This window comes from Neobacillus sp. GCM10023253 (assembly GCF_042653105.1).
Lineage (GTDB): Bacteria > Bacillota > Bacilli > Bacillales > Cytobacillaceae > Neobacillus > Neobacillus citreus.
Map to the genome: position 1 here is coordinate 247,829 of NZ_JBHSHV010000012.1, position 13,068 is coordinate 260,896.

Below are 13,068 nucleotides of genomic sequence, written 5' to 3' on the forward strand. Positions count from 1 at the left end.
AGCGTACTAGTACTATACAGAACACAATGCCAATGCCAGCGAATATAGCTTGCTCTCAGCCGAATCGGCTCTTGAAGTCAGGACGATTGGTGCTTTTGCTCCAGAGATGACAGCACCCACTTTGGCATTTGCAAAATAAATTAATGATTTATATAAGGCGTTGCCCACTTCAATCGCAGGTACCAATAGAATGTCAGCTTCCCCCGCAACCTCGCTTTGAATCCCTTTGTGCTCGGCAGCAAGCGCCGAGATGGCGTTATCCAATGCAAGCGGGCCATCAATAAGGCAGCCTTTTATTTGTCCCCTTCTGTTCATCATGGTTAACGCAGCAGCATCCAAGGTTGCCTGCATGGCAGGGTTTACTTCTTCGACAGCCGCAATCGGCGCGATCTTTGGGGTTTCAATCCCAATAGCCTTAGCCAGGGCAACAGCGTTTTTGACAATTTGTACTTTCAGCTGTAAATCCGGAGCAATGTTCATAGCTGCATCCGTTACGATAATAAACCGTTCAAATCCGGGCACTTCGAATACAGCCGTGTGAGATAGCACACTCCCTGTCCGTAAGCCAAATTCCTTATTTAAAACTGACTTTAAAATAATATTAGTAGGAAGATTCCCCTTCATTAACACATGAGCCTCTTTGCTTGAGACTGCTTTAACAGCGGAATCAGCCGCTTCGGCTAATGAGGCAGTATGGATAATCGTAAGACGATTCTCGCTATTTGCATCTATTCCTTTCAATTGAAGGATGGACATGATCTTTTCTTGATCACCAAATAGTAAAAAATGTGCCAGGTTACGATTTAGCGCATCAAGGACTGCTTCAATCACTTCCTCGTCTTCTGCAGCCGCAACTGCAACTGTTTTAGCATCATTTTGGGTTGCTTTGTCAATCAATGTTTCAAGCAGCAAGCTATCATCAACCCTTTCACCTTTCCTGCAACTCCATATATTTAACATGCAATAATCATGCCAAAGATCTTTTTATGAAAACGCTTTATTTAACAGAATGTAAACACGCAAAAAATTTCACACCTTGAAATTTATTGCATGCTATTATTTTCAAGATTGTATTTTTCTAGCTTATAATATAAGTTTCTCACTGAAAGCCCAAGAGCTTTGGCCGTTTGTGTTTTATTTCCGTTGAGGCGGGCCAATGTTTGCTGGATAATCTTTGCCTCATGCTTTTCTATCATTTCTGATAATGTGCCCTCCAAAGAGATGGAACCCTGTATCCGATCATCGGAATGATCATTATGTACCATATTACTTGTTAGTTGTGGCAAATGAGGCACATCAATAAGCGTTTCGGAATAGTTCATAAAAATAATCGCTCTGCCAAGTATATTCTCCAGTTCTCTGACATTCCCCGGCCAGTCATATTCCATCAAAAAATGTAAAGCAGCCTGCGTAATCCCTTCTACGTTCCGGCCGTAATCACGGTTAATTTTTTGAATCAGCCGTTCTGATAACGAGGGGATCTCCTCTTTCCGTTTTCTCAATGGGGGAATGTGGATAGGCATACGATTCAAACGGTAGTATAAGTCTTCCCTAAAGCTTCCCTTCGCAATACCCTTTTCTAAATTGACATTAGTGGCTGCAATGATTCGCACGTTGATAGTCATTGGTTTAGTTCCACCTACACGGATAATTTCATTTTCCTGCAGAACTCGGAGGAGCTTCGCCTGGGTATTGGCGGACAGCTCGCCTATTTCATCAAGAAAAATACTTCCGTTATTAGCTTCCTCAAACAGCCCTCGCTTTCCTCCCCTTATCGCTCCTGAAAACGCCCCCTCTTCATAGCCAAACAGTTCACTTTCAAGCAGAGATTCGGATATAGCTGCACAATTCACTCGGATAAACTTGTTATATTTTCGGTCGCTCGCATTATGGATCGCATGGGCAAACAATTCTTTACCTGTCCCTGATTCACCGCGCAGCAGAACTGTCGCAGGGGTTTTTGCTCCCAATTTGGCCTGCTCAATGGCAAGCATCATTTCATCCGATTTTCCGATAATGTCCTCAAATGTATATTTTGCTTCAAGTTTACGAATCAACTGCCTGGCCCTGTTCAATTCCCTGCTTAGCGATTTCATTTCTGACATATCATGGATGACCCCGACGCTGCCTTTCAATTTCCCGGTTACGATGATTGGCGCCACATTGACGATGACTTCCCGTTTGTGCGGTCCTACCCGCATTGGCACACCTCTTACAGCCCTTCTCGTTTGCAATACCTTCATGTGCATGCTTTCACCTTCAGAAATATCAGCTGTTGCAGGTTTTCCGATTACTTCCTCCTGCGTGAGGCCTGTTAATCTTGTGTAGGCGGGATTAATAAGGATTCCCCGGCCCTCTTCATCCACTACGGAAATGGCATCGTCACTAGAATGAATAATCGCTTGGAGCATCGTCTGAATCTCTTTTAAATCAGTGATTTCCTCAGCAAGCTTTACCACTTCGGTTATATCCTTAAAAACGGCGAGAGCACCGATTAAAGTTCCATTCTCCTCAACAATCGGAATCCTAGTTGTGATAATCTTGCGGCCATTCCCCAAGACCATCTCCTGATTTGTTTCGATTCTTCTAGTTTGCAAAATAATCGGCAGCCGGCTATGGGGGATGATTTCTGTGACATATTGACCGATTGTCTCCTCTTTGTCTACCCCCATCATTTCTTCGGCTCTTCTATTAAAAAGAATGATATATCCTTGATGGTCAATAACCACCATTCCATCATTGGTCGAATTAAAAATAAGCTCCTGAAGATAGGATTCATATTGATGCTTTTCAATTAGCTCTTCTTTTTCTTCCATTAATTTAGAGACAAGAAAGGCGACACTGCCTGGGATTAAAATCGTTTTTTGACTCTTTTCGTTTCGTAATTTTTGAAAAACGTTTTCATCGCCTGTTACTTCAATGATGATGTCAAGGTTTTCGGCTAAAAATGGCTGCCAATCCGTTCCGGTTTTGATTCCTTCCTTTTGGGCTAAAAGGATACCGGGGGCGTCTAAGTTCCGGTCAATTACGACAGAGACATTAAGCACTTCCGATTCTTTTAAAATTTTTAAAATGGCACTTCCGCCTTTTCCGGCCCCGACTATCATGATATTTTGCATGAAATCCGCCCCTATGTATCAAAGTACGCAAAATTTTTCTATTCTAGATTGATTATTATGCAATTTTTTTCAGATTAATTGTAAACCGTAATCCGCATCTTGACAAATTAAAACCATGTACTATTATTTTTATGTGATATGCTTAAATAAAAAGCGGAAGGATATTTTTATGAAGCGGATTATTGCCCTCATCATTTTAGTCATCCCTGGATTTTTGGCAGCGGTTGGAATTAAATTAATGCGTGACATGACCTTTGGGGTTCTGCAAGCACCCTTTCCGAAATTATGGCTTCAATTTATCGTCGGATTACTCTTACTTTTAGGCGGTTTAGGTTTTGTAGCAGGATTTATCCTTTATCGCGACCGTAAAAGAAATAAGGTACAAGCTCGATTTAAGGATACGAGGACCAAAAAATAAAAGAGGCCGTGGTCACGGCCTCTTTTCATATTGTTTTCGAACCCTTCTAGCCTTAACCGGGTTATCTGTGATAATTGCTGTACAATTCACATTAAACAAACGATGCATATCCGCCTCGCGATTAACCGTATACGGTCGTACAGCGATACCATTTTCCATTGTCATTTTGACAATTTGATCCGGTATTGTAGAATGCTTTGGATGAATTCCACTGGCCCTTATTGATTGCGAATAAATCCACGGCATGTATATGCTTTCGATAAAAAGCGGAGCTGTTTCAATTTCTGGCGCTAACCGATAACTGTTAACAATGCTATAATGGTTGAAGGAAGAAATGATAATCCGATCCGACAGATTATATTTTCTTACCATTTCTATCACCTTTTGTTCCATTCCTTCATATGGAATAAGACCATTTTTAAACTCAATATTGCATAAGAGCTTGTTTGTTTTCATCCATTCCAGAACTTCTTCCAAAGCTGGAATTGGTTCTTTTTTAAATCCTTTGTTATTGGCGTTAAATTTCCTGATTTCTTTGTATGAAAAGTCTTTCACAAAACCATTCCCATTTGTAGTCCGATCAATTTTTTCATCATGAATAACAACGATTTCGCCATCACTTGTTAATTGGACATCAAGCTCTAACCCGTCAGCACCCGCTTTTTCAGCCGCCAGAAAGGAACTCATTGTATTTTCAGCATGCGTTGCGGAAAAACCGCGGTGAGCAAATATTTGTGTCATTTTTTCACTTCCTTAAACAGATTGGAGGGTCTTGTATGAAACCTTTACAAATATCACCTGAAACTGCAGTCAAACTGGCCGAAAAACTAAAAGTCCCACTAGAACAGATTATGCATATGCCACAACATATTCTCATTCAAAAATTAATAGAATTGGAAAAAGATAAAAAGAACTAGAAAAATTGCACAATAAAAAGCCTCAAAACTAATGAGGCTTTTTTATTATTATTCCTTTCAAGAAGCCTTATGCTCCAGACGCAGTTTATCAGCCACCATCGCAATGAATTCAGAATTGGTCGGCTTTGCCTTGGACATGCTGACCGTATAGCCAAATAGGGATGAAATGGAATCAATATTTCCGCGGCTCCACGCTACTTCAATGGCATGGCGGATGGCCCGTTCCACGCGGCTTGCGGTTGTATTATATTTTTTTGCAATATCAGGATATAACACTTTTGTAATCGAGCCGAGCAGTTCAATATCATTAAATACCATCGAAATGGCTTCGCGCAAATATAAGTACCCTTTAATGTGTGCAGGTACACCAATTTCATGGATAATGCTTGTAATGCTGGCATCGAGATTCTTTGGTTTTGCATCCGGCTGTGTTCGATAGGTGGAGGCGGAAACCTTCCGTGCGGAGAATGAGCTTCTGCTGCCGCTGACCTGACGAATGTGGCTGCCTAAATTCTCCATATCAAAAGGCTTTAGGATAAAATACGAGGCACCAAGCTCCACGGCTTTTTTCGTAACATCTTCCTGGCCAAAAGCTGTTAACATAATGACATTTGGCAATACTCCTTTTTTCAACTCGCGAAGGCGCTCCAGTACTGCCAGCCCGTCAAGATGAGGCATGATAATATCAAGAACAAGTACATCTGGGTCAATCGTATTTAACATATCCAGGCATTCCTGGCCATTATGGGCTACACCTGCCACTTCCATGTCATCTTGAGAAGAAATGTAATCCTCCAATAATCCTACAAGTTCTCTATTGTCATCCACGACACATACTTTTATCTTCTTCAACTCCGGTTCCTCCTCAACTTATCACAATACTCTATTTTGTAAATGTCAAAAATCCTCTAATTCTATTCTAAATTAGAAATTCGACAATGCAACAAAAAATCCTCTCATTTTTTTAATATTTCTTAAAATAGTGATAAAATCTTATCTTTTCTTAATTTTTCTCGTTAATTCGACTAAAAACGCCATTTTTCCAAATTATAACTAATTTTTGTCGAAAAATCTATACCAAAGAAAAAGCAAAATAGGAAAATTATCCTATTTTGCTTTTGATTTAACTTGCTTTATTTTTCGGCATTTCGTATATGTTAATTCCGGCTTCATTTAACATCCATTCAATGTGAACCCCGTAACCGGAGGTCGGATCATTCACAAACACATGGGTGACAGCGCCGATTAATTTTCCATCCTGAATTATTGGGCTGCCGCTCATTCCTTGGACGATTCCACCTGTTTTTTCAAGCAGTTTTGGATCGGTCACTTTGATGACCATGCCTTTTGTCGCCGGAAACTTTTGCGGAATTGTACTGACAATTTCTACGTTAAATTCTTCTACTTTGTCATCATTGACCACTGTCAAAATCTTAGCTGGCCCTTCTTTTACTTGATGAGATAAGGCAATTGGCAGTGGTTTATCTAATACTCCATTTTTTAATTCTTTGTTCAATTCGCCAAAAATTCCAAAAGGACTATTCTTTTTAATATTTCCTACAATTTCACGATCTGATGAGAAACGGGCCAGTTTTTCACCGGGGTCACCGTTGCTCCCCTTTTCAATGGAAGTCACCGTAGAGCGGACAATTTGTCCATCTTCTACGACAATTGGCTGCTTTGTATCCATATCCGAGATAACATGACCAAGCGCACCATATTTCTTCGATTGCGGGTGAATAAATGTCATCGTTCCGATGCCCGCAGCCGAATCCCTTATATACAAACCAAGTTTATAGCTGTTTTCTCCTTTATCCTTCAAAGGAGTCAATTTCGTTGTAAATTTACCGCTTTCACGGCTGATTGCCATTTCAAGCGGCTTTCCATCCTGCCCTGCACTTTGAACGAATGGCGCGACATCAGCCATTTTTTCAATCTTATTTCCATTAATTTCTGTAATGATATCGCCAATTTTTATTCCTGCAATTTCGCCTGGAGATTTCTTTCCGTTTTCAGTATTGACTAGGTGGTGACCAACCACTAATACGCCAACTGTATTTAATTTTACACCAATCGACTGTCCGCCAGGAATCACTCGAAAATCCTTTAAGACGTTTACATCGACCTTTTTAATGGGGATACCTGCAAATTCTAATAGCATTTCGTTCTTACCGTTTTCCGATGCTTTTAAAGCGACTGAATGGTTTTCCTGATCAAGTGTGATATTAGAATTGGGTGATTGGACCGAAGCTGAAACAAATGCAGCCTTTTTAAAGCTAAAATCCTGCCCCTCAAAAAGGGTAATATTCTTCGGAACACTTACATACTCACGCATAGGCTGAAAAAAAATAAGGCTGAATAATGAAACAAGGAGAATTCCACCAATTATTTTTCTAACGATTTCTAATTTCAAATCTTTTCACTCTCCTCGCTTCTTTTTCTGCAATTGAAATGGCTACATCTATAATTTTGCCTCCTTGACAACCATTTATAACTTTGTTCTATATAAAAAAGCTACCCAAGATGGATAGCTTTTCAAATTTTTTTATTTTCTTCTGCCATTTGCAATAATTCTTTCGCATGTTGCTTCGTTAACTCCGTAATTTCAGTCCCCGAAATCATGCGGCCAACCTCTTTTATTTTTTCTTGTTCATTTAGCGGCTTAACCGAAGTCGTCGTTCTTCCACCCTTAATCAGTTTCGATATATATAGGTGAGTATCCGCCATCGCTGCAACCTGCGGCAGGTGGGAAATACATAAAACCTGTGAATTTACTGATACTTTATAAATCTTTTCAGCAATCGCTTGGGCAACCCTTCCGCTTACACCCGTATCAACTTCATCAAAGATAATCGAAGTAACTCCCTGATGTTTGGAAAAAATACTTTTTAACGCCAGCATGATGCGTGATAGTTCCCCGCCGGAGGCAACTTTTGACAATGGCTTTAGCGGTTCGCCAGGGTTGGTGGAAATATAGAACTGAACATGGTCTATTCCTGTTTTTGAAAAATGCTGGGGCTCTGTTTCTATTCGTATTTCAAAAACAGTTTTTTCCATATACAATTCCTTCAGCTCTGTATGTATAAGACCAGTGAGGTTCTTAGCCCACTTTTGCCTAAGGGTGGATAATTCTTTTGCCTCAAGAATTAAATCCTTATTGATGGAAGCCAATTCTTTTTCCAATTCACTGATATGCGTTTCTTTATTCTGCAATGTTTCAATTTCTTCTTCTATTTTTGCGGCATATTCTAATATTTCCTTAATGCTTCTGCCGTATTTTCGTTTTAATTGGTTGATTTCATTCAGGCGGTCTTCGATTTCGTGTAATCTTTGCGGATCAAATTCCATGTCATCCATTTCATTTCTTAAGGAACGGGCCGCATCTTCCAGCTGATAATAGCAATTGGATACTAGTTCATATAATGCTTTATAGCTGCTATCAAGGGAACCGGCATCCTCGAGATGGCCCATGGCCATGCCAATCCAGTCAAGTCCTTTTTGCTCGCCGTTTAATGCGGAATAACTTAATTGAAAAGCTTCATAGACCTTCTCAAAATTCGCCAATTTCCTTTTTTCCTCAGTTAATTCTTCATCTTCATGGAGCTTTAAATCGGCTTTTTGAATTTCATTTAACTGAAAAAGAATCAAATCTAGACGATGGGCCATCTGCTGGTCGTTTTCACTTAACGCTTTAAGTTTCTGGCGCGTCTTCTCAAAGCGTGCAAAAATCTCCTGATACTCTTCTAAAGAAGCGGCGATTTCTTCTGCGCCAAATTGGTCGAGAAGCGGCAGATGCCTCGTTTCATCCATCAGTTCCTGATGTTCATGCTGACCATGGATATCAACAAGAGCGGAACCGATTTCCCTTAGTGTTGAAATGGTTACGAGCTTACCGTTTATACGGCAGACGCTTTTGCCAGAGCGGGAAATATCCCGCCGTAATATGACCATACCTTCCTCTATTTCAATGCCAAATTCAAGCGCCTTTAAGTAGACCGGATGCTGAGGTTCGTCAATTTGAAACAAACCTTCGATTTCTGCCTTATCTTCGCCATGTCGGACAAATTCAGCCGACCCTCTACCTCCTGCTAGCAAATGAATGGCATCAATTATAATCGATTTTCCCGCGCCCGTTTCCCCCGTTAAAACAGTTAAACCTTTTTCAAAAGAAATTGTTAAGGCTTCGATAATCGCGAAATTTTTAATCGATAGTTCTGACAACAAGAGACTCTCCCCCAAATTAAAGCATATCTAAAAAACGCTTTGTAATAACCTCTGTATCCTCCGGTGTCCGGCAAATAATCAGCATCGTATCGTCACCGCAGATGGTTCCAAGAATTTCATCCCAATCAAGGTGATCAATCAGCGCGCCAATTGCCATTGCGTTGCCGGGAAGACACTTCATCACGAGCATATGGCCTGCCGAATCAATACGGACAAAGGCATCCATTAAAGCCCGTTTCAATTTTTGCTGCGGATTAAACCTTTGGTCCGCAGGCAGGCTGTATTTATAACGCCCGTCGCTTAACGGAACTTTAACCAAATGCAATTCTTTTATGTCACGAGATACTGTCGCCTGGGTTACGTTATAACCAGCACTTCTTAGTTCCTCGACTAACTCATCCTGCGTTTCAATATCATTTCCCGCAATAATTTCTCTTATTTTAATGTGACGTTGACCTTTATTCATTCTTCCACTCCTGTTTAAATACAAAATGAGCACTTCTACTCATATGTTAGCCCATTTTTGAGAACTTGTACATTTTTTCTTCATAAAAATACAGTAATATACAAAAGCCAAACAATAAAAGGATAGGCATTCGCCCATCCTTTTATTGTTGTTTTGTATGAAATTCTTTATGTGCTTCTTTGACTATTGTCTCCGGTTCTGCAGGCAGGGAGTTAACGCCTGCCTCCCGTTCCCCTACCCATTTAAGGTGAAGAAGAAATTCAATGTTTCCATCCCCGCCAGTAATCGGAGAGAAGGATAAATTGGCTGCCGTATATCCCTGGGTAATCGAAAAATCAATAATTTTGTCAATAACCTGCAAATGGACTTTTTCATCACGTACGATTCCTTTTTTGCCTACCTGTTCACGTCCCGCCTCAAACTGAGGTTTAATTAACGCAATTATGTCGCTGTCCGGGACTAAAAGTGTTTTTAGTACAGGCAAAATTAAGGTTAGAGATATAAAAGATACGTCGATTACAGCAAAATTGGGCATTTCCCCGCTTAAATCAGCAGGTGTGACATAACGGAAATTCGTCCTTTCCATCACTACCACCCGCTCATCTTGACGCAGCTTCCACGCCAGCTGATTATAACCGACATCCAAGGCATATGACTTCTTGGCGCCATTTTGCAGGGCACAATCAGTAAATCCCCCAGTTGATGCACCAATATCGATCAGAACCTTATCCGTGACACTTACATCAAAAACCTTGAGGGCTTTTTCAAGCTTTAGCCCGCCTCGGCTAACATATGGGAGCACATTTCCCTTTACGCTTAGTGAAATATCAATTTTTACTTTTTCACCAGGCTTATCAAGCCTCTCTTCATTTCCATAAACGAGCCCTGCCATAATAGCCCGTTTGGCTTTTTCACGGGTTTCAAATAAACCTTTTTCCACCAATAATACATCTAAACGCTCTTTATTTTTCATTGATTATGCCCTTTGTTGTTTTTTCCTGGCCAAAATGGAAACCCGTTTCACAACTTCTTCAGTTGTTAACCCGATTTCTTCAAGAAGGGAGCCGACATCCCCATGTTCAATAAACTGGTCAGGGATGCCCATTCTGTCAATTTGCGAATAATAATATCCCTTATCGTGTGCATATTCAAGGACCGAGCTGCCAAACCCGCCCTGTAAAACGGCCTCTTCAATGGTGAGTATAGGGATATTTTCGTCCAAGATGCCGCTTAGCATTTTTTCATCCATTGGTTTAATGAAACGAGCATTTACTACCTTTACTGAAATTCCTTGCTTTCCAAGAATTTCAGCCGCTTCCATGGCCATTGGAACTGTCGTGCCAAAAGTCAAAATAGCAGCATCATCGCCCTCTTTTAAAACCTCCCAGGACCCAATCGGAAGACTCTGCAATTCCTCGTCCATCGGAACTCCTAAACCATTGCCGCGTGGGAACCTCATGGCAATCGGGCCATCATCATAGGTCAATGCCGTATAAACCATGTGCTGGCCTTCGTTTTCGTCCTTTGGCATCATTAGCACTATATTTGGAACATGTCTTAGGAAGGCAATATCAAACACACCTTGATGGGTTTCGCCATCTGCACCGACTAGTCCCGCCCGGTCAATACCGATAAAAACATTTAAATTCTGCCGAGCAATATCATGGACCACTTGGTCATATGCCCGCTGCAGGAAGGTCGAGTAAATCGCCAAGAACGGCTTCATATTCTGGGTTGCCAAGCCTGCCGCAACAGTAGCCGCATGCTGTTCGGCAATTCCAACATCATACATTCGGTCTGGGAATTCCTTTGCAAAACCTTCAAGCTTTGAACCAACAGGCATGGCTGGAGTAATCGCGACAATCCTTTCATCGCTTCCTGCCATCCTGCGCACAGTTTCACTGACAAGACTGCTCCAGGCTGGTGGCTGCTTTTTATTTGGTTTAACAAAATCGCCGGTATCCATTTTATATGGGCCGGTTCCATGCCATGTCCCTGTTTTATCGGTCTCTGCCGGTTTAAAGCCTTTCCCCTTCTTTGTGATTACGTGAAGAAGTACAGGTCCTTCGGTCTTTTTGGCGTAGCTGAAATTTTCAAATAAATCTTCGAAATTATGGCCGTCAATCGGACCAAGATACGTAAATCCCAGCTCTTCAAAAAACATACCGGAAACCAGTAAATATTTTAGGCTGTCTTTAATGCGTTCCGCAGTAGCAGCCAATACTCCGCCGACTGCAGGCACCTTCTTCAAAAGGACTTCAAGCTCATCCTTGACCCATTGATATTTGCCCGCTGTCCGCAATTGGCTAAGGATGTTATGAAGCGCGCCGACATTCGGGGCAATGGACATCTCATTATCATTTAAAATAACGATCATATCCTTTTTTTCATGGCCGATGTGATTCAATGCCTCGAGTGCCATACCTCCTGTTAAGGCCCCATCGCCAATCACCGGTAAGACAAAGCTCTTTTCCTTTTTTAAGTCCCTTGCAATTGCCATTCCCATAGCCGCCGAAAGAGATGTAGAGCTATGTCCTGTCTCCCACACGTCATGCTCGCTTTCAATCCGTTTCGGAAAGCCGCATAAGCCCTTAAATTGTCTCAACGTATCAAATTCACAGGCTCTTCCGGTTAGAATTTTGTGGACATAGGATTGGTGACCGACATCCCAAAGAATTTTGTCCTTTGGGCTGTCAAAGCATTTATGTAAAGCAATGGTTAATTCAACAACCCCAAGATTCGGGCCGATATGCCCACCAGTGGCAGACAGCTTTTCAATCAAGAATTGGCGAATTTCTTGACTTAAAGCCTCCAATTCTTTATTGGACATCCCTTTTAAAAAGGATGGGTCTTTTATTGATAATAGATCCATTTATGGACCACTCACTTTCATACTTTTTCGTTCTAAGGTGTCTTTACAGATAATGATAAAATAGCCGCTAACACAATCGTGATAACGGCAGATTGACAACGTTTTCCACATGGAAACAATTATAACATACTTAATCTATTGCCTCAAATCACTGTTTTTCAATGGTTTCGGGAAGCGACCAAATCGGTAATTTCCATTAATAATGTCGTATTTAAACCGGTTTTCGCCAGATTTTCTTTGGCTCTATGAGTCTGCTCTCGGAGGGACGCCTTCGCGCCATCAAGAGATAGCAATTTTGGATAGGTGCTTTTTGAATTGGTTGTGTCACTTCCTACCGGTTTTCCGATTTCTTGCTCATTTCCAACTACATCCAAAATATCATCCTGAATTTGAAAGGCAAGTCCCAAGTGATGGGCGAATGCAGACAAACTCTCTATTTGACTTTGATTCGCTCCGGCAATCAATGCACCAGCTAAAACACTAAATCCTAACAGCTTTCCAGTTTTATGGATGTGAATATATTCAAGTTCCTGAAGGGTAAGGGATTTTCCTTCTCCCTCCATATCCGCTACCTGGCCGCCAACCATTCCTTCCGTGCCGGCTGCTTTAGCCATTTCCACGATTAGTTTTAGTCTTGTTTCAGCAGTAATAGAGTCATTTGGAATATTTCCAAGCACCTCAAAGCTGTAGGTTAACAGAGCATCCCCGGCCAGAGTTGCAACAGCATCACCGAAAACTTTATGGTTTGTCGGCTTTCCTCTTCTAAGATCATCATTATCCATGCTTGGCAAATCATCATGAATTAAAGAATAAGTGTGGATCATTTCAATCGCTGCTGCTGCAGAAAGCCCCTTTTTCGGATCCATTCCAAATGCATCTATTGTAGCAAAAACTAAGAGAGGTCGAATCCTCTTACCGCCTGCTTCAAGGGAATAGATCATAGATTCTTTTATTATCGCCGGTGCATCCAGCTTTCCAACCAGAGAACGAAGATTGCTTTCAAGCAGCTGCTTATATTGTTTTGCAAATGCCTCTAACTGTCCGGTTTCCAA

At 41.3% G+C, this 13,068-nt stretch carries 12 protein-coding genes; 2 read left to right on the forward strand and 10 right to left on the reverse strand.

Features of this window, described 5'->3' with window-relative positions:
• Window positions 1-12: 12 nt before the first annotated feature.
• Both yqiS and ACFPA1_RS15300 read right to left on the reverse strand, forming a co-directional pair.
• Entirely contained in the window at window positions 13-912 is a 900-nt protein-coding gene (gene yqiS, locus ACFPA1_RS15295) for a phosphate butyryltransferase (protein WP_378584020.1), read from the reverse strand.
• 131 nt (window positions 913-1,043) lie between these two features.
• Window positions 1,044-3,119, reverse strand: coding sequence for a sigma-54 interaction domain-containing protein (locus tag ACFPA1_RS15300; protein WP_213144916.1), 2,076 nt, complete (start codon window positions 3,117-3,119; stop codon window positions 1,044-1,046).
• Between the two features lie 169 nt (window positions 3,120-3,288).
• Here ACFPA1_RS15300 and ACFPA1_RS15305 point away from each other — a divergent pair, with 169 nt between their 5' ends.
• Window positions 3,289-3,537 (forward strand): DUF2627 domain-containing protein, encoded by a 249-nt coding sequence (locus tag ACFPA1_RS15305; protein WP_213144915.1) that lies wholly within the window; start codon window positions 3,289-3,291, stop codon window positions 3,535-3,537.
• Between the two features lie 12 nt (window positions 3,538-3,549).
• On the opposite strand, the gene ACFPA1_RS15310 is transcribed toward ACFPA1_RS15305, so the two are convergent.
• Entirely contained in the window at window positions 3,550-4,278 is a 729-nt protein-coding gene (locus ACFPA1_RS15310) for a glycerophosphodiester phosphodiesterase (protein WP_213144914.1), read from the reverse strand.
• 35 nt (window positions 4,279-4,313) lie between these two features.
• Here ACFPA1_RS15310 and ACFPA1_RS15315 point away from each other — a divergent pair, with 35 nt between their 5' ends.
• Window positions 4,314-4,454, forward strand: a complete 141-nt coding sequence (locus ACFPA1_RS15315) for a YycC family protein (protein WP_213144913.1) — start codon at window positions 4,314-4,316, stop codon at window positions 4,452-4,454.
• A 57-nt stretch (window positions 4,455-4,511) separates the two neighbouring features.
• Here ACFPA1_RS15315 and spo0A read toward each other — a convergent pair whose 3' ends face one another.
• The 7 genes from spo0A to ACFPA1_RS15350 form a co-directional block, all read right to left on the reverse strand.
• Window positions 4,512-5,306 (reverse strand): sporulation transcription factor Spo0A, encoded by a 795-nt coding sequence (gene spo0A / locus ACFPA1_RS15320; protein ID WP_213144912.1) that lies wholly within the window; start codon window positions 5,304-5,306, stop codon window positions 4,512-4,514.
• Between the two features lie 271 nt (window positions 5,307-5,577).
• Window positions 5,578-6,867, reverse strand: coding sequence for a SpoIVB peptidase (spoIVB, locus tag ACFPA1_RS15325; RefSeq protein WP_213144911.1), 1,290 nt, complete (start codon window positions 6,865-6,867; stop codon window positions 5,578-5,580).
• A 122-nt stretch (window positions 6,868-6,989) separates the two neighbouring features.
• Window positions 6,990-8,678, reverse strand: coding sequence for a DNA repair protein RecN (recN, locus tag ACFPA1_RS15330; protein ID WP_378584021.1), 1,689 nt, complete (start codon window positions 8,676-8,678; stop codon window positions 6,990-6,992).
• Window positions 8,679-8,694: 16 nt separating this feature from the next.
• A complete protein-coding gene (gene ahrC / locus ACFPA1_RS15335; RefSeq protein WP_213120243.1) occupies window positions 8,695-9,144 on the reverse strand; it encodes a transcriptional regulator AhrC/ArgR in 450 nt (149 codons plus the stop codon).
• Window positions 9,145-9,286: 142 nt separating this feature from the next.
• Window positions 9,287-10,117: a TlyA family RNA methyltransferase gene (locus ACFPA1_RS15340; protein ID WP_213144909.1), complete on the reverse strand. Its 831-nt coding sequence runs from the start codon at window positions 10,115-10,117 to the stop codon at window positions 9,287-9,289.
• A 3-nt stretch (window positions 10,118-10,120) separates the two neighbouring features.
• Window positions 10,121-12,016 carry a 1-deoxy-D-xylulose-5-phosphate synthase gene (gene dxs, locus ACFPA1_RS15345; protein ID WP_378584024.1) on the reverse strand — a complete coding sequence of 632 codons (1,896 nt, stop codon included), beginning with the start codon at window positions 12,014-12,016 and terminating at the stop codon, window positions 10,121-10,123.
• 158 nt (window positions 12,017-12,174) lie between these two features.
• A complete protein-coding gene (locus tag ACFPA1_RS15350) occupies window positions 12,175-13,068 on the reverse strand; it encodes a polyprenyl synthetase family protein (RefSeq protein WP_213144907.1) in 894 nt (297 codons plus the stop codon).